The following is a 17,916-nucleotide window of genomic DNA, read 5'->3' on the forward strand; positions in this document are numbered from 1 at the left end:
ATTATCCGATGTCATTGCAGGTTGCCGAAGCCAATGACAATCCCGATGTCTTTGCAGTGAAGTACGGTCCGATTGTATTGGCTGGTGCGATGGGTACCGAGGGCATGCATGCTCCAGCACCATTTTCCGACCCGCATCGGCATAACGATTACTATACCTATGATTACCATGTTCCTGCCAATCTGACGACGGTATTGAAGCTCGACAAGAAGGACTTGAACCGGTATATCAAGCCTTCGGACAATGACAAATTAGTGTTTCATGTATTGAATGAAAATATTCGTCTCGAACCGCTTTATAAGATACATCACCAGCGGTACGTCGTATATTGGAACTTATTAAAATAGAGCAGCATGAAAACGATAGGGACAATCATAATTGCCATCTTGTGTTGTACTTCTGTCACAACACAGAGTACAATCCCGTTGCCCGAAAATCTTCCGCAGGGTCATCCACGACTGATGACGACCAACGGGCAGAGAGAAACGGTTAAGCAACTGATGAAAAACGAAGAGTGGGCGGAAAACGTGATGGCGGGAATTCTGAAACGTATCGACCCATATGTGGAAAAAACAGAACAGCAACCCGACTGGATGTATTCCCGACTGATGATGTACTGGAAGAGCAAAGCTACCCAGGTATATATCAATGGGGGTGTTTATTCCCATGCCGACGGGGAGGCGCCCGTGCCTACCGTCCGTTTCGGTAGTACACGTGGCGTGAGTTCACCTATTAAGCGGCCTAAATTAGAGGATATTGTTCCTTATATGGATGATACCAAAGGTGTCTATTTCCATAATACGGCAAAAGAAGGCAACCCTCTGGAATGGTCGGAGCAATCGAATGTGTCGGGCAGTTCCATCGAAAGTGTGAATGAAGAGATCATGCGCCTGGCAAAAGATGCATCCTTTGTTTATTGGATCAACGGAGAGGAGAAATATGCCCGTTTTGCGTTCGATATATTCAACACCTACATGATGGGTATGTATTATCGGAACGAACCCGTTGATTTGGGTAACGGTCATGCCCAAACGCTTGTCGGCTTGTCCACTTTCGAAGTCATTCAGGAGCGTATCCTCAACGAGCTGGCGTATACCTACGATTTTCTCTATGCGTATATTGAAAAGAATCATCCGGATCTCATCCAGCATTATGCCGTTACCTTCAAGAAATGGATCGATATTTCCATTCAGAATGGAGTGCCACACAATAACTGGAACCTGCACAAGTCCAAATTCATATTGAATGTGGGCATGGTGCTTGAAGACAATCACCATTATGCCGACGGTAAAGGGCGTGAATATTACATCGATTATATTCTGAACCGTACATCTGCCCGCCACTGGTCTCTTTCCGATTTCCTGAAATACGGATATGATGACAATACCGGAATCTGGAACGAATGCCCCGGCTATGCACAGGGTGTGACACGCGATCTGGTGAATTTTATACGAGATTATGACAATACCTTCAACCAGAACCTGTTGACTTATACGCCTGTCATGAAAAAGGCAGTAGAAGTATTGCCACAATATCTGTTCCCGAACAACATGATATCAGCGTTCGGTGATACCTACTACGGAGGGATCAATACGGAAGCTTTTGCAGGGTTGATCAATTTGGCCCGGAAATATGGCAACCGGGAGGATGAGATACTTTTTACGAAGATGTGGCGACTATTTGATCAGCATGTGGAACAACTAGGCGGACAATCACAAAACCTCCCGGCACAAGTCGCTTCTTTCTTTACGGCAAAACCGGTTTCACCCGACAAGAACATTGCAAAGGGCATACTGACCGATTATATCACGCCAACATTTTATGCGCCCAACGTGAGCTGGTTCGTGCAACGTAATAAATACGATGACAAACAGAAGGGGTTGATGATTTCGCAATATGCCTCCTACGGCAACCATGCGCATTCAAATGGCATTGCCATGGAGCTGTATGGCAAAGGATACGTGTTGGGAGCTGAATCGGGCATCGGTTCATCCTACTTTGAAAAGCCCTATCTGGAGTATTACTCGCAATTTCCCGCGCACAACACGGTGATGGTGGACGGCATATCAAAATATCCGGAGATGCTGAGTAATCATCCGTTCGACCTCCTTGCCAGTTATCCTCAATCCGGTCGAAAAGAAGGCTATTATCCTGAACTAACCTACTCGGAGGTTTATTTTATTGAACCCGAAAGCCGCAGCGATCAGAATCGGCTCCTGAGTATTGTCAGCACCGGCGATAATACCGGATATTATGTAGACATATTTCGTTCAAAAAAACAACGGGGCGACGATAAATTTCACGATTACTTTTATCATAATCTCGGTCAGGAACTTTTTATCCGTGATATAAAAGGAAATGCATTGGACCTGCAGCCGAGCAATGAGATGGGTTTTGCCGGAGGGCATCTGTTTGCACTGGATTATATGTGGGATAAGCAGTCGGCAAGAACAGCCGATGATTATCGGGCGATATGGAAAATGAGTTTTCCGGATGGGAATAATGTATATATGAACCTGTGGATGAAAGGATATGAGGGGCGTGAGGTATTCTCCATCAAGGCGCCGCCCTGTAAGGCATTTCGTGGCAATCATGGATTTCCGTATGAGGTTGATAAGGAACCGTACCTCACCATTGCGGCCCGCCAGCATGGCGAAGCATGGGATCATCCCTTTGTTTCCATATTCGAACCCACGACGGAAAACGAGGGAGCTTCAATTGATGTAATTACCTCATTTGACCCTGACAATAAGCAAAGCATCTCGCCCGATTTTGTCGGTCTGGCAGTAAAAAGTAAATCTGGACGCACCGATTATATTTTCTCATCGGTAAAAGAGGAAAAAGTATCCTATAACGGCTTGTCGGCAAATGCAACCTATGCAGTGGTCAGTGAGAAAGGGAGTGATTTCACCCTCTTCATGGGTAACGGAGTCTCTGTTGAGGGAAAAGGATTTTGCATCACTTCGGCAGAGAAAACGAATGCGGTGTTGGAATATAAAAACGGAGAGTACTATTTTACCTGCGATAAACCTGTCTCAATTATACGGGCAAACGGAACAAAAAGGAAAATGAATGTAACTACTTATCAGAAGATAAAGCTATGAGAAATGGTATTATCATGATATGCCTGTTGGTTGGTATGCAGGCAAATGCACAGTACCAGTCGAAAGTATGGATATCTGATCAGGGCGACGGGACTTACCAGAATCCGGTCCTTTATGCCGATTACTCCGATCCGGATGTGATCCGTATGGGCGATGATTTTTTTATGACCGCATCGAGTTTCAATTGTGTGCCCGGTCTGCCGATATTGCATTCCAGGGATCTGATCAACTGGCAGATTGTCAATTACGCATTAAAGGATCTGAAGCTGGATGGTGTTCCCGAAGGTTTTTTCAACAAACCGCAACACGGTAGGGGCGTTTGGGCTCCTTGTATCCGGTATCACGAAGGAGAATACATGATTTATTGGGGCGATCCCGATTTCGGTATCTATGTGGTAAAGACAAAAGATATACTCGGTACCTGGGATAAGCCGATCCTTCTCCTTCCGGGCAAAGGACGTATCGACCCGAGCCCGCTTTTTGACGACGACGGGAAAGTGTATCTGGCACATGCCTGGGCGGGAAGCCGTGCGGGTTTGAACAGCATCATAACTGTTTGTGAAATGAATGCCGACGGTACAAAGGTAATCGGTGAAGAGACATTGCTCTTCGATGGTAACGACGGTATAAACCATACCGTAGAAGGAGGAAAATTCTACAAGAAAGATGGCTATTATTACCTGCTTGCACCTGCTGGCGGGGTGGAGATGGGATGGCAACTGGCCTTACGGTCAAAAAACATTTATGGACCCTATGAAGTAAAAACCGTACTGGCACAAGGAAGAACCATTATTAACGGCCCTCATCAGGGAGGACTGGTAGAAACGCAGACTGGCGAATGGTGGTTTCTGCATTTTCAGGATCAGGGTGCTTACGGACGTGTTGCTCATTTGCAGCCGGTTACGTGGAAAGAGGGTTGGCCTGTAATGGGAATCAATGATGAAAATCATGTCGGAGAACCGGTACGGACATACAAAAAACCGGACGTGGGATCTGCTTATCCGGTGGAAACACCTGTAGAGAGTGATGAATTCAACTCGCCCAAGCTAGGTTTGCAATGGACCTGGCATGCCAATCCGCAACAAGCCTGGGCATTTCCCTCATCAAATGGCTATTTGCGTATGTATGGACAATACTATCCCGAGAATTTTGTCAATTTTTGGGATATTCCCAATCTGTTGCTTCAAAAACTTCCCGCTCCCGTGTTTACAGCTACCACGAAACTGTCGGCCGTACTGTTGAACGAAGGTGATAAGGCAGGATTGATCATGATGGGATGGGATTATGCACACATTGCTCTGGTAAAAACAAAAGAAAGCTACGCCGTGGCCTATACTATCTGTAAAGAAGCAGAGCAGGGTACATCCGAAAAAACAGTTTCGACAAACGACCTGAAAAAGATAAAAGTCAACGAGATATACAATTATAAGACTCTTATACCCAGTGTGGAAATCTGGCTACGGATACAAGTTGCCGATGGAGGTATCTGCACATTTGCCTATAGTGTTGATGGAAAGAGTTTCCAATCGTTTCCCGAAACATTCAAAGCACGTCAGGGTAAATGGATCGGTGCAAAAACCGGTTTGTTCATCCTGAATAAGGAGCGGGGAACAAGTCGTTCCTGGGTTGACGCAGACTGGTTCAACGTAGAAAAATAGAGAATGAAAATAAATAGATAATAATTTTTTTAGCGACAAGAATGAAAATCAAGAATGTGATGTCGGGATTGGTGATGGCCATTTCCTTTTGTGCGTGTACACCGAAAGTAGCCAATCATACTTTCGATGTGGATAGCGAATTGAATTACTGTAAAAGGCAAATTAACAAATCATTAAGTCGAATTGGCGACAGCACCATGATGCCACGGAACATCCTGTCCGGACAATCCGACTGGAATCTTGTTCCCGTCAGGATAGAAGAGTGGACAGCCGGCTTCTGGCCCGGTATATTGTGGTACGACTACGAAAATACGAAAAGTGAAGAAGTGCTGGACGCGGCCAGGCATTACACCGATATATTGGAACCATTGACCACCCTTCCCGCGTACGACCACGATCTGGGCTTTCAATTGTTTTGCAGCTATGGAAATGGATACCGGCTGACGGGAGACGAAAAATACAAGCAGATTATCCTGAACGCTGCCGACACATTGGCTACATTATTCAATCCCAGAGCAGGTACGATCCTTTCGTGGCCCCGTGAAGTGGAGCCGAATAACTGGCCGCACAACACCATCATGGATAATATGTTAAACCTTGAAATGTTATATTGGGCTGCTGCAAACGGTGGGAACAAAGAACTTTATGATATTGCCACAAAGCATGCCGAAACAACCATGAAATACCAGTTCAGGGAGGATGGCAGCAATTACCATGTTGTGGTCTACGATACCATCGACGGGCATTTCATCAAAGGGATCACGCATCAGGGTTATGCCGATGAAACAATGTGGGCACGTGGCCAGGCTTGGGCGATTTATGGTTATACGATGGTATATCGGGAGACCAGGGACAAAAAATTCCTTCGATTTGCTGAAAAAGTAACGGATGTTTATCTTAAACGGTTACCCGAAGATTATGTTCCTTACTGGGATTTCGATGCTCCCAACATACCCGACGAACCCAAAGATGCATCAGCAGCAGCCATTACGGCATCTGCACTCATCGAACTGGCGCAATTGGAAGATACACCCGCAAAAGCAAAAGAATATCGGGATGCAGCGCTAAAAATGCTGATGTCCCTTTCGTCGCCTGAGTATCGAAGCGGAGAAACAAACTCGGCCTTTCTACTTCGTTCCGTGGGCCATAAACCCAATGGTTCGGAAGTAAACGCATCGATCAATTATGCCGATTATTATTATATTGAAGCACTGACCCGATTGAAGAAATGGATGAAAGATTGACCTGTCTCGTCCTGAAATAGGTTCACACTCACAACGTAAAATTAAAATAGGAGGAGTCAGAGGAAATGAAGTAGCAGGATGATGAATTATTCCTGATACAGCAGGTAGGGTTTGCGTTGCTGCTTGAACTTTACCACGTCGCAAAACCATTTTGCTTTGATCTCCTCTGCCGTTTTCCCGGCGATGATCTCTTTACGAATGTAATCCACACCGACCAGCTTCTCAAAAAACGAGGTGAAAAATTTGTCGCCCATGTTCAGGTTATGGTATGCATCGATCACATAGGAAAGGTCGAAGCCGTTTTGAACAATCTGTTCGTCGGGCATAGCTCGCAGATCAACGCCGTAGCATTTTTGGTTGAGTAGTGGTGGGTTTTTCGCTCCCGGCACACTCCGTGGGGTAAAGGAGAAGTCCGACCCGCGGTAGCCGGGGTGTCCATATACCTCGAAGGGGTAGGAGGTGCCTCTGCCCAGGCTCATCACTGTCCCCTCAAAGAGGCAGGTAGAGGGGTAAAGGTAGATGGCGTGGGTATTGGGCAGGTTGGGCGATGGAGCGATGGGCAGTTTGTAGCGCGTCTGGTGGGTGTAATTTCTGCAGGGTATGACCGTTACATCGCACACCTTGCCCCCCGGCAGCCATCCTTCGCCGTTGATCATCAACGCCAGCTCGCCCAGTGTCATGCCGTGCACCACGGGGATGGGCAGCCAACCCACACCCGACTTATGCTTCATGTCGAGGATAGGTCCATCCACATACATGCCGTTGGGGTTGGGGCGGTCGAGCACGATCATTTTTTTGCCGTGCTCCGCACAGGCATCCATTAGCCGTGCCATGCTGGCGTAGTAGGTATAGAAACGGAGTCCCACATCCTGCAGATCGAAGAGCAGGATGTCGAACGCGTTCATTTTGTCGGCTGCAGGTTTTCCGCTACCGCTGCCGTAGAGCGACCAGATGGGGATGCCGGTCTTCTCATCCACCGAGCTGGATACATGCTCACCTGCGTCGGCGGTGCCGCGGAACCCATGTTCGGGAGAGAAAATTCCCACTAAATTAATGTCATTCCCAATCAGCATATCCACCAAATGCACATCGCCTGACATGCCGGTCTGGTTGGTCATCACCGCCACCCGTTTTCCTTTCAGCAGGGGGAAATAAATATCGGTAAGCTCTGCTCCCGTCTTTACCGGTACACAATTTTCTGCAAAGACAAAAGCTGCCAAGAAGATGAAAGGCAAGACTAGAATTTTTTTCATTACGTTTTTATTCTTCCGTGGTTTTTTTTGTGTATTTCTGATGTGCGTGTAGTTGATCGAACTCCTCTTCGAGCAGGAGCAGTTCTTTTTTTATTTCTGTAAGCCTCGCTACTGCCTCAGCACGTTTTATCTCCTCATCCTTTTTTGATTTCAAAGTCTGTCGTGCACCCTCCAGGGTCATCCCCTTCTCTTTTACGAGATGATATACAATCTCTATTTCCCGAACATCCTCCCGCGTATACTGGCGGGTGCCGCCGGCTGTTTTACGTGGACGGATATTCTCGAACTCTTTTTCCCAGAAACGTAACAGGGAGACATTTACCGCGAAATGGGCGGCTACTTCCTGGATGGAGTAGAAGAGTCGCTTCTCTTCAAATTGGATTGGTTTTTTTCGTTTGCCCATAATTTTCGTTGTCAGTTTTCAGTAGTCAGCAATCAGTTTCCCGTTCCTTCGGAACAATCGTTACACCTGTAGAGGTATGGAGTTCTGTTTTCAGTGTTGGGTGAACATTCAAAAATACTTTTTTTCAAAAGAATCGACAAATATTTTTGTCCTTCGCCGCACCTACAACATCAATTTTTTTTTAACGATATAAATCAGTGAGCTCGACTGTTCCACGTTGCGCAAAGAACAGAGATAACCGGCAATTCCCACCATAAATGCTCTTCCATATCGTACTAGCGTGTTGCTCTCCCTGTACTTTTCACTCAACAGGGATATGTAGAAGGCATCCAGAGGCATGGGCCGTATATCCATGATTTTCAGACGATGCTTATTGAGCATTTTTTCAATGGCGTTGGCGGAGAAATGCCAGAGATGCCGCGGTACATCGTAGGCAGCCCAGGAAGTCTGATAAAACCGTGCGTCGTAACCCTGATGGTTCGGCAGTGCCATCACGGCGATGCCATCGGGAGTGAGAATGTCACGAACCTTTTTTATGCTCTCATTCAGGTGTTCCAGATGTTCAAGCACATGCCAGAGTGTGACCACATTGAATGATCCGTCTGCAATATCAAAAAAACTTTTGTCGTCTTTGACATCCAATCCGAAACGGGTGATAGCATGCATTCTGGCCCGCTCATTTTTCTCGATGCCGGTAACGGTAAAACCTTTTTCCTTGGCAGTCTGCAGGAAGTATCCGGTTCCGCATCCTACATCCAGCAACCTGCCGGGTTCACCCCCTGCGTAGCAAGAAACCAGCTTGGCCTTCTCGGCCAGCATATATCTTCTTGTGAGGTGATAAAGCTTATTGGCTATTCCTTTGTCGCTATCCGAATGAGAGATGTAGTCCGGTGAGTCATAATATTTACCGATAAGATCCTCCGAAGGAAAATTATTGGTGAAGCGAAATCCGCAGCTTCTGCAATCACAGACCGGAAAAGATTCACCGCTTGAGAAGTGATCCACAACGTCAAAAACTTTTTTTAAATCCGGGCTGCCGCAAAGGGGACACTTTTCAATATTTATCGCCGACATATAATCTGATTAAACGTTCCAAAAGTACGACTATTCGGGGGAAAGACAAACTTTTTTCTTCTTATTATCATGCTCAGCCGATCCGGAGAGTTTCGTTTGGATACACAAAGCAGAACTGTCGTGGTTTTTATTCATACACTTGGGGATACGAAGTTTTTCCTGTATTTTTGCACTTTGTTTCGAATAAAAATAGAGAGTAAAAGGTCGTGGGAAGATATGAGGCGAAAAGATTACGCCGGATGCGGTCGTTTTGAACCCTCTTCCGCTTACCCCACACTATTTTACGTGTAACATAAATTTGTATGATGACTTCCAAAGAGATTCGCCAGTCGTATAAAGACTTTTTTCAGTCGAAAGAACACCACATTGTGCCTTCGGCGCCGATGGTGATCAAGGATGACCCCACGCTGATGTTTACCAATGCCGGCATGAACCAGTTCAAAGATATCATCCTGGGGAATGCCCCGGTGAAATATCCGCGGGTAGCCGATTCACAGAAGTGCCTTCGAGTGAGCGGCAAGCACAACGACCTGGAGGAGGTGGGACACGATACCTACCACCACACCATGTTCGAGATGCTGGGTAACTGGTCGTTCGGAGATTATTTCAAGAAAGAAGCGATCGCCTGGGCATGGGAGTATCTGACGGAAGTGCTTAAGCTCGATAAGAACCGTTTGTATGTCACCGTCTTCGAGGGTGCTGCAGAGGAGCAACTGGAGCGGGACGACGAGGCTGCCGCCTATTGGGAGGCATACCTTCCCAAAGGGCGGATCATCAATGGAAATAAAAAGGATAATTTCTGGGAGATGGGCGATACCGGTCCCTGTGGCCCCTGCTCGGAGATCCACATCGACCTGCGCCCCGAAAGCGAGCGGGCCGAAGTAGACGGACTCACGCTGGTGAACCAGAGTCACCCGCAGGTTATCGAAATATGGAACCTGGTCTTTATGCAATACAACCGGAAGGCCGACGGCTCACTGGAGCCGCTACCGGCAAAAGTAATTGATACCGGCATGGGCTTTGAGCGTCTCTGCATGGCAGTGCAGGGGAAGTTGTCGAACTACGACACCGACCTGTTTCAACCCATCATCCGCACAATCGGAGAGATTAGCAACGCCACCTATGGTGAGGACGATAAAAAAGACATCGCCATGCGGGTCATTGCGGACCATCTGCGCACAATCGCTTTTTCCATTACCGACGGTCAGCTGCCTTCGAACGCCAAAGCGGGATATGTGATTCGTCGTATCCTGCGTCGCGCCGTTCGCTACGGATATACCTTCCTGAATATGCACGAACCGTTCATGCACCGGCTTATTCCCACATTGATCGACGTGATGGGAGAGGCATACCCGGAGCTGGTTGCCCAGCAGGGACTTATTGGGAAAGTGATGAAAGAGGAGGAAGAATCTTTCCTGCGTACCCTGGAGACCGGTATCAGGCTGCTGGAAAAAAATATGCCCGAGGAAAAGGGGGGCGTGCTGAGTGGCGAAGTGGCTTTTCAGCTTTACGACACCTTTGGGTTTCCTCTCGACCTGACCGAGTTGATCCTGCGCGAGCATGGGATGACGGTCGACGTGGAAGGCTTCAATGCCGAAATGCAGCAACAGAAACAACGTGCCCGCAATGCAGCTGCTGTGGAGACGGGCGACTGGACAAAGGTGCACGACGGCGAGCCGGAGTTTGTGGGCTATGATGAAACAGAAAGTACTGCACAGGTTCTTCGGTATCGTGCCGTAAAGCAGAAAAACAAGTTGTTTTACCAGATTGTGCTTTCCAGATCCCCTTTTTACGCGGAGATGGGTGGGCAGGTAGGCGATTCGGGCTGGCTGATCTCAGAAGGGGGAGAGAAAATAGACGTGTTCGATACAAAACGGGAGAACAACCTGGCCGTACATCTTACCCATACACTGCCGGAAAAGTTAGAGGCCACCTTCACTGCTCGTATTGATACAGAAAAAAGAACAGCCACAGAATGCAACCACTCTGCCACCCACCTGATGCACGAAGCATTGCGTGAGGTGCTGGGCAAGCATGTGGAACAAAAGGGTTCGTATGTTTCGCCCGAGGTGTTGCGGTTCGACTTCTCCCATTTTCAGAAGATGACGCCCGAAGAGATTCGCGCAGTGGAGAGACAGGTGACCGCTAAAATAAGGAACAATTTCCCGATAGAAGAACATCGGCACGTACCCGTTGAGGAGGCCAAAGCCCAGGGGGCAATGGCACTTTTCGGGGAGAAATATGGCGACGATGTGCGCACCGTCCGATTTGGGACGTCTATTGAGCTTTGCGGTGGCACCCACATCTCCTCCACCGGACGCATCGGTACGTTCCGCATTGTGAGCGAAAGCGCCATCTCTGCCGGTGTAAGACGCATTGAGGCAGTTACGGCCAAGGTGTGTGAGGATTACCTTTATGCGAAAGAAGATGCGCTGGTGGAGGTCAAGAATCTGCTTAACAATGTACCCGACATTATGCAGGGAGTGCATCGGTTGATTGCCGACAACGAAGAGATGAAAAAGGAACTTCAAGGCTATGTGAAAGAGAAGACCGTGCAGCTGAAGCAGCGGATTATCGAGCGGAAAGAGGTGGTCAATGGCGTACATCTCTTCCGGGTGATACTGCCGATAGGTGCTCCCGACGTGGTGAAAGACATTGCTTTTCAACTGAAAGGGGAGTTCCCGGAAAAGATGTTCTTTGTTGCCGGTACAGCCTCAAGCGGGAAGCCCAGCCTCACGGTCATGCTGAGCGACGACCTGGTTGCCGCGGGATTTCATGCCGGCAATATGGTGCGCGAAGCGGCCAAGTTCATTCAGGGCGGCGGCGGAGGGCAGCCTCATTTTGCCACCGCCGGAGGTAAGAATGCCGACGGGCTGAATGCCGCCGTGGAGGTAATTGTCAGGAAGTTGAGAGATTGATGGAGCTGTGCACCCGATTCACGGGTTGTGGCCGTAGTGTTTCCACTTTGTGCGGTATTCGCTTCGGGTCATAACTGAATGAGTTTCAGCACTTGCTTCCATGTTTCGGGCTGCTGTCTCACGAACTGCTGCACTTTTCGGTCTCTCAGTGCCGCTTTCCGCCATTTCCGCCAGTAAAGGGCGAAATAGAAAGTGGCCGGCATCACCAGCGAATAGAGAAAGGCTAGGAGCCAGTTGTGGCTGATGAATCCCACGGATAATGACTGGATGAGGTCGAATATCGGCACAAAAAACAGTCCCGCCGCATACCTTACCGACGGAATAAACTGTTTATCCTTGAAAAAGCCCTGTAGCTTTTTATTGAGAAGTATCGGGAAGAGACCATTCAGAAATCCGAACAGAGCCACCGGGGCAGTCAGGATAAGAGCCGAGAGGCGGGCAACCAGACTTGTCGCGGAGCAGGGCTCCCACAAACGGTCCTTGGGAGTGAGAGCATGGCGTTTGAGAATATGGAGTGCCTCACGAAAACCGGCAATCTTTGTGTCAAATGCGGCAGGGTTCTTTTCGCAAAGATCATCAAGGGCCCTTACAATATGCAGTGATGCCTGCAGGTAACCCTCTTTTCGCTCTGCATATTTCTCCCGTGCAATTTTATCGGCGTTCCAGTCAATGGCATGGAGATACTCGTCATAAAATGCATCGTTTTGTATATTGACTACCATCGACTGAAGTCCCTTTTCCATATCCTGCCGCAGCTGATTAATTGCAAGGCTCGGGTTTTCTTCGTACAGCTCCTTGTACTCCGATACCTCGATGGGCGTGCCGAAGGTGACATATACGTCCGACAGAAAGCCAAAGATATCGCGATAGTAAATAGATACGGGAACAATCTGGCTGTGCAGCTGAAAGCCAAGAGATGCCTCGGTGGGCAGTACAATGCGTGGAACGGCTTTTTGAATGGGCAGCAGTGACTGTTTCGGGTTATGCCTTGCCTCCGGAAAGAGTGCCAACGGATTGTTCTTTTTCAGGATCCGCGCAGCATTTCGAAAAATCTCGTTGTTTTTGTTCAGGTTATCTATCCCGTCCCGCATCCTGAAAACAGGCATGATGCGCATTCCCCGGAGCATCCATGCGACAAATTTTTGTTTAAAGATATCGGCACGAGCCAGGAAGACAATCTGTTTGAGATGGTACGAGGAATAAACGAGCAGCAATGCGTCGATCAGTGCGTTGCGGTGATTGGGGGCAAAAATGACCGGCTTCTCACGCGATACATTTTCTTTTCTTCCTGTGAATACCATCTTTCTGAAATTCAACCTTAGGGCCGTGTTGACGGGCAACTTGGCCAGCGCATACCGGAAGTCGTATCGATAAATCATAACGTGTTCGTTTGGAATGCAATGGGACGTCTTCTCCAGTAAAAAGCCAGCAGGAGCCCGGCCACAATATGCCACACGCCCCACCATGCTGCAATGAAGGCCATACCACCCAGGTTAAGCTCGGGAGGAAAAATCCGGGGGTTGAATATCAGCGCAAGTCCGAGCCCTGAGTTCTGAATACCTGTTTCTATCGAGATGGACCGGCAATTGATCTCGGATACCCTCATTGCTTTTGGCACAAAATAACCTGCTATAAATGCCAGTCCGTTATGCAGCAATACAATGAAAAAGATCAGATGAATGTATTTGAGAAAGATGCTGAAATTACCCGCCAGGGCAGCGACGATAAAACCTACGAAGAAAATGACCGAAGCAGCCTGTACGGTTTTGTCTACTTTTCGCACAAGCTTCGGGAATTTCATGCCCACGAACATACCCAGTATTACCGGGATGCCCAGGATCAGGAAGACGGTGCGAAACATCTCCAGCGGGTCAATGGATATCGGTACCAGCAGGGGAGAGTGTCTGGCATAGAGCCCTCCCCAGAAGGCGAAATTAAACGGAGTCATAAACAGGCTCATGACAGTTGTAATGGCTGTGAGGCTTACCGATAACGTCACATTTGATTTTGAGATGGCCGAGATGAGGTTTGAGACGTTTCCACCGGGACAGGCAGACACCAAAATCATCCCCATTGCTACCGCGGTACTGGGTTGGATAACCAGTACCAGCAAATAGGTGAGAGCAGGCAGGAGCAGGTATTGTGAGATTACACCCATCCATACCGGTTTAGGGCGTGAAGCCAGTGTTTTGAAATGTTGTGGACGGATACTGAGCGCTACGCCGAACATGATGAAAGCAATGGCGATATTCATCAGGTTGATGCTTTCCTGATTGAAGTTCAACCTTACGGTGTCTAACTGTTCTAAGTTCCCGAAGAGGGATAGAAGCGGGGTAAGCTGCATTGGACTGTTTGATTGTAAGCCACAAAGGTACAAAATTTATATATATTGCGAACAAAGAAAGGGTATCCAACACTGTCTGGATACCCTGTAGGAACTGAATTGTGGTTTCTTCAAATCTTATCTTGGGGGTTATTCAGTTCCTTTTTTCTTGTAATGCCTTTCCGGTTCTTGGCGGATCTTTCTTATAACCTTATTGAAATACCCAGTTCGAGAGCAGAAATGCCATACCCGATTTCGGCAAAAGCTCCGAATTTATCGGAGAAATGATATCGTGCGCCCACGAATGCGGAGTACCCAATGCCACTTCCTGTGGATGCTTCGGTTGCGTGACTGCCGGAGCTGCCGAAATACTTGCTGCTTACGGCATTATAGCCCAGCATTAACCCTGTGTAAGTATCGAGCTTGTCAATGAACTGATAATGGAAAACTCCGCGCGCACCCAGGATAACGTAGCTGTACTTGTAACCGTACGTGGAGTTTGCATACGTCGTTTCCCATTTATTGGCTGTGTATGCCATATACCCTCCCACGCCGATGGAAGCTTTGCCGTCCAGGAGCCCGTCGAGAATACATTGCTCGTAAGATGCCGAAAGAGGAGGAATACTGCTTGAGTATCCGTCGCCTCCGTAGTAACTCCCTACGCCGATACCTAGATTCGCAATTTTTTCTCCTTTGGAGAACAGATTCTGTGCTTGCATGCTCATCAACGCTCCGCTTGCAAAGACAATGACAAGCGTCATAATTGTTTTTTTAGTCATCATGAAAATTGTAATTTATTATTGCCTACTCGTAAAGCTTTTCGGCTATCGCTGTTATTAATTATTGATTGCATAAGATCATGTCTTGATAAGGAATTCAGTTTTGCGGCGAACTCTCTTTTTTTGAATAATCCATATCAATCCAAGCGGGAGACAAAAGTAGATAAATCCCGGGTCGCTCAAGAATGTGCCATTTGCCCCGGGTAAAAAAAACCTTGCTCCCGGTAAAAAAATGAATTCCTCCATTTGTCGTTATTTTGCTTCCGGTCAATTTACGTTCAGTCAAGCCCGGCCGAAAGAAATCTTTTCCCGAATGCCTGTGCAACCTTACGCCCTGCAAAAGATGAATCTACTTGTTTGCTCTGCGTAAAGAACCCTTTGCTTTGCGTAAAATAACCCCCTTTTTTCCTTATTTTCTTGCGTTGGGGCAGACATTCATTCCGCCGGAATGTTATCTTTGCATGTTCTTAAAATAATGCTATGCCCCAAAAACTCTTTCCCGCAAACAACCGACTCACACTGTTTCTTAAGTACAAACGGACAATTATTTATACAGCTATTTTAATTCTTGTTGCCGTAGGTCATCATTTGTTGATGCAAATGCCCATTGAATCATTCAGATACATTCGTTGGTCGATCATCTCGATGTTGAGCTTTCTTTGTCTCGGCGGATCGATCATGCTGATGATGCGAAAAAACGGAGGGCGTGCGCGCACACTGTTCGCATTTGTGATGTGCATGGTGGGACTGACCAATTTATTATCACTCATCAAAGGGTTGACTACCGGTTATGCCGGTGTGGTAGAGTATAAATTCTTGTCTCTTCCCATGCTTATTTATGGCAGTGTGTATGCGTATATATTTCTCCTCTATCCTCTTGAAGCGCTACGCCCCGGGTGGCTTACACTGAGGCGGGCCACATTCCTGTTTTTACCTGCCGCTGTTATCCCGGGGATATTTATGCTTGCCACAAAAATGCAGCATGGGTCTCTGCCTGCCGTGGATAGCTGGGCAACTTTGCTTGGTGAATTCTGGAATTTTCATGTGTGGCTCCGGTTGTTCATGCTTGTCTATCCTGTTTTCGGACTTTTGATAATGCTTCGTTACCGGAGCAATTATGAGGAATGGTGCGAGAACAACTATGCTTCGATGGAAAACATTGATATAAAATGGCTGGGCGATTATATTTTCGGTAATCTGGTGATTACACTTTCCTGCGAGATTGTGGTTTTGAGTGACAATATCCGCAGCGTCCTGATGCATAACATCATTTTTTTGCTCTTTTTCCTGTATGGTTTCTATCGTGTTTTATTTCAGAAAAATCCCTATCCCGAAGGTTATTTCAAGGTGGGACTGGACGAAACGAAAGCCGAAATCAGAGAGGTTATGGGAATTGGCAAAAGATGCCAGAGCAGGGTGGGTGAGGGGAATATGGTTTTGATGCCGGAAAAAGGATCGGGTACAAATTGTTTGTTTGCCGATAAGCTACCCGAATACAGAGAAAAACTGGAACAATGGATGCTGTCTGAGAAGCCGCATCTTCGCAAAGACTTTAAACTGACGGATACCATGGAAATCCTGCCGCTGAACCGCAGTTACCTCTCGCGCCTGTTTAACGAAGGCTATGGAGAGAGTTTTTACCAATTTGTAATGCGCTACCGTATTGCGGAAAGCAAACATCTGCTGTTGTCACGCTCCGATCTGAATATCACATGCATTGCCGATCTATCCGGATTCAGTTCCCCATCAGTCTTTGGCAGGGCATTTACACAAGAAATGAGTTGTAGTCCCACGCAATGGCGTGAAAAAGAGATGGCGCGAAAAATAAATACTCACGAAAAAATAGATATCTTTGTTTACCCGGTTCAAAAAAACGGGCAGCAAAATGAGCGCACCACTTGCCGAACGGCTTCGGCCCCAGAGTCTTGATGAGTTTATCGGCCAGAAACATCTGGTCGGCAAGGGGGCTGTATTGCGCAGGATGATTGATTCGGGAAGAATCCCCTCCATCATCTTCTGGGGCCCTCCGGGTGTAGGGAAGACAACCCTTGCCCATATCATCGCCAATACGGTGAACGCACCGTTTTATAAGCTGAGTGCCATCAACTCGGGGGTGAAGGATGTGCGGGAGGTGATTGAAAAAGCAAAGAGCAATCGTTTTTTTAACAACGCTGCCCCCATTCTCTTTATTGATGAAATACACCGCTTCAGCAAATCGCAGCAGGACTCGCTGCTGCATGCAGTGGAGACCGGAACGGTGACGCTCATAGGAGCAACCACCGAAAATCCTTCCTTCGAGGTAATTCGGCCGCTGCTTTCGCGTTGTCAGGTTTATGTGCTCAAGTCGCTCGAGAAGAAGGATCTGGAAGTGCTGCTGCATCGTGCCCTTATGGAGGACCTGATCCTGAAAGAGAGAGAGATTGATGTGCAGGAAACCGATGCTTTATTCCGTTTCTCCGGGGGAGATGCCCGCAAGCTGTTGAACATTCTGGAGCTGGCCATACAAGCCAGTGGCGACGATAAGGTTGTGATTACCGACAAGATGGTTACCGAGCGGCTTCAGGAGAATCCGGCAGCATATGACAAAGGGGGAGAGATGCATTATGACATCATCTCGGCCTTTATCAAATCGATCCGTGGCAGCGATCCCGATGCAGCGATCTACTGGCTGGCAAGGATGGTGGCCGGAGGAGAAGATCCTAAATTCATTGCCCGCAGGCTGGTCATCTCCGCCGCGGAAGATATTGGCCTGGCCAATCCCAATGCGCTGCTGCTGGCCAATGCCTGTTTCGATACATTGCAGAAGATCGGGTGGCCGGAGGGACGCATTGTCCTGGCGGAAACCACCATCTACCTGGCAGCATCCCCCAAAAGCAATTCAGCCTATCTTGCCATCGACGCGGCCATCGCGAAGGCGGAGCAGACCGGTAATCTGCCCGTACCGTTGCATCTGCGCAATGCTCCGACCGCATTGATGAAGGAGCTCGATTACGGGAAGGAGTACAAGTATGCGCACGACTATGAGAACAACTTTGTGAATCAGGAGTATCTACCCAAAGAATTAAAAAACAGCAGATTTTGGGATCCTCAGCGCAATCCTGCCGAAGCGAAGATGCATGAGCTAATGAAGAAGCTCTGGGGCGATAAGAAGTAAGGCCTT

13 protein-coding genes are annotated in these 17,916 nt (G+C 47.8%); 7 read left to right on the forward strand and 6 right to left on the reverse strand.

Features of this window, described 5'->3' with window-relative positions:
* From B3Z75_RS05510 to B3Z75_RS05525, 4 genes are all read left to right on the forward strand, one after another.
* Window positions 1-347 (forward strand): DUF4986 domain-containing protein (locus B3Z75_RS05510; protein ID WP_294068483.1); only part of this gene is annotated, 347 nt, incomplete at its 5' end.
* A gap of 6 nt (window positions 348-353) precedes the next feature.
* Entirely contained in the window at window positions 354-3,104 is a 2,751-nt protein-coding gene (locus tag B3Z75_RS05515; RefSeq protein WP_294068485.1) for a hypothetical protein, read from the forward strand.
* Window positions 3,101-4,762 carry a glycoside hydrolase 43 family protein gene (locus tag B3Z75_RS05520; protein WP_294068487.1) on the forward strand — a complete coding sequence of 554 codons (1,662 nt, stop codon included), beginning with the start codon at window positions 3,101-3,103 and terminating at the stop codon, window positions 4,760-4,762. The genes B3Z75_RS05515 and B3Z75_RS05520 overlap by 4 nt, the downstream gene beginning before the upstream one ends.
* Window positions 4,763-4,809: 47 nt before the next feature.
* Complete coding sequence (locus B3Z75_RS05525; protein WP_294068560.1) at window positions 4,810-6,006, forward strand: glycoside hydrolase family 88 protein; 1,197 nt, start codon at window positions 4,810-4,812, stop codon at window positions 6,004-6,006.
* An 86-nt stretch (window positions 6,007-6,092) separates the two neighbouring features.
* Here B3Z75_RS05525 and B3Z75_RS05530 read toward each other — a convergent pair whose 3' ends face one another.
* From B3Z75_RS05530 to B3Z75_RS05540, 3 genes are all read right to left on the reverse strand, one after another.
* A complete protein-coding gene (locus B3Z75_RS05530) occupies window positions 6,093-7,259 on the reverse strand; it encodes an exo-beta-N-acetylmuramidase NamZ family protein (RefSeq protein WP_294068489.1) in 1,167 nt (388 codons plus the stop codon).
* Window positions 7,260-7,266: 7 nt separating this feature from the next.
* On the reverse strand, window positions 7,267-7,662 hold the full coding sequence (locus tag B3Z75_RS05535; RefSeq protein WP_294068492.1) for a MerR family transcriptional regulator: 396 nt from the start codon (window positions 7,660-7,662) through the stop codon (window positions 7,267-7,269).
* Window positions 7,663-7,824: 162 nt separating this feature from the next.
* Complete coding sequence (locus tag B3Z75_RS05540; protein WP_294068494.1) at window positions 7,825-8,736, reverse strand: class I SAM-dependent methyltransferase; 912 nt, start codon at window positions 8,734-8,736, stop codon at window positions 7,825-7,827.
* A gap of 302 nt (window positions 8,737-9,038) precedes the next feature.
* Between B3Z75_RS05540 and alaS the strand changes: the two genes are divergently transcribed.
* Complete coding sequence (gene alaS, locus B3Z75_RS05545; protein ID WP_294068496.1) at window positions 9,039-11,654, forward strand: alanine--tRNA ligase; 2,616 nt, start codon at window positions 9,039-9,041, stop codon at window positions 11,652-11,654.
* A gap of 68 nt (window positions 11,655-11,722) precedes the next feature.
* On the opposite strand, the gene B3Z75_RS05550 is transcribed toward alaS, so the two are convergent.
* From B3Z75_RS05550 to B3Z75_RS05560, 3 genes are all read right to left on the reverse strand, one after another.
* Window positions 11,723-13,033 (reverse strand): 1-acyl-sn-glycerol-3-phosphate acyltransferase, encoded by a 1,311-nt coding sequence (locus tag B3Z75_RS05550; protein WP_294068498.1) that lies wholly within the window; start codon window positions 13,031-13,033, stop codon window positions 11,723-11,725.
* Window positions 13,030-13,998, reverse strand: coding sequence for a bile acid:sodium symporter family protein (locus B3Z75_RS05555; protein WP_294068500.1), 969 nt, complete (start codon window positions 13,996-13,998; stop codon window positions 13,030-13,032). Before B3Z75_RS05555 ends, B3Z75_RS05550 begins: the two co-directional genes overlap by 4 nt.
* A 182-nt stretch (window positions 13,999-14,180) precedes the next feature.
* The gene (locus B3Z75_RS05560) at window positions 14,181-14,759 is read right to left on the reverse strand and encodes a hypothetical protein (RefSeq protein ID WP_294068501.1); all 579 of its coding nucleotides are present in this window, start codon (window positions 14,757-14,759) and stop codon (window positions 14,181-14,183) included.
* Window positions 14,760-15,236: 477 nt separating this feature from the next.
* Between B3Z75_RS05560 and B3Z75_RS05565 the strand changes: the two genes are divergently transcribed.
* Complete coding sequence (locus B3Z75_RS05565) at window positions 15,237-16,685, forward strand: helix-turn-helix domain-containing protein (protein ID WP_294068502.1); 1,449 nt, start codon at window positions 15,237-15,239, stop codon at window positions 16,683-16,685.
* Window positions 16,642-17,910, forward strand: coding sequence for a replication-associated recombination protein A (locus tag B3Z75_RS05570; RefSeq protein WP_294068503.1), 1,269 nt, complete (start codon window positions 16,642-16,644; stop codon window positions 17,908-17,910). The genes B3Z75_RS05565 and B3Z75_RS05570 overlap by 44 nt, the downstream gene beginning before the upstream one ends.
* Window positions 17,911-17,916: the final 6 nt, after the last annotated feature.

The organism is Proteiniphilum sp. UBA1028, assembly GCF_002316955.1.
In the GTDB taxonomy this organism is placed as follows: Bacteria; Bacteroidota; Bacteroidia; order Bacteroidales; family Dysgonomonadaceae; genus Proteiniphilum.

Bases quoted from the DNA above. Each gene is read 5' to 3' on its own strand.
- B3Z75_RS05530 (WP_294068489.1), bottom strand. From the start codon at position 7,259: ATGAAAAAAATTCTAGTCTTGCCTTTCATCTTCTTGGCAGCTTTTGTC.
- B3Z75_RS05565 (WP_294068502.1), top strand. From the start codon at position 15,237: ATGCCCCAAAAACTCTTTCCCGCAAACAACCGACTCACACTGTTTCTT.
- B3Z75_RS05535 (WP_294068492.1), bottom strand. From the start codon at position 7,662: ATGGGCAAACGAAAAAAACCAATCCAATTTGAAGAGAAGCGACTCTTC.
- B3Z75_RS05520 (WP_294068487.1), top strand. From the start codon at position 3,101: ATGAGAAATGGTATTATCATGATATGCCTGTTGGTTGGTATGCAGGCA.
- B3Z75_RS05550 (WP_294068498.1), bottom strand. From the start codon at position 13,033: ATGATTTATCGATACGACTTCCGGTATGCGCTGGCCAAGTTGCCCGTC.
- B3Z75_RS05515 (WP_294068485.1), top strand. From the start codon at position 354: ATGAAAACGATAGGGACAATCATAATTGCCATCTTGTGTTGTACTTCT.
- B3Z75_RS05560 (WP_294068501.1), bottom strand. From the start codon at position 14,759: ATGATGACTAAAAAAACAATTATGACGCTTGTCATTGTCTTTGCAAGC.
- B3Z75_RS05570 (WP_294068503.1), top strand. From the start codon at position 16,642: ATGAGCGCACCACTTGCCGAACGGCTTCGGCCCCAGAGTCTTGATGAG.
- alaS (WP_294068496.1), top strand. From the start codon at position 9,039: ATGATGACTTCCAAAGAGATTCGCCAGTCGTATAAAGACTTTTTTCAG.
- B3Z75_RS05555 (WP_294068500.1), bottom strand. From the start codon at position 13,998: ATGCAGCTTACCCCGCTTCTATCCCTCTTCGGGAACTTAGAACAGTTA.
- B3Z75_RS05540 (WP_294068494.1), bottom strand. From the start codon at position 8,736: ATGTCGGCGATAAATATTGAAAAGTGTCCCCTTTGCGGCAGCCCGGAT.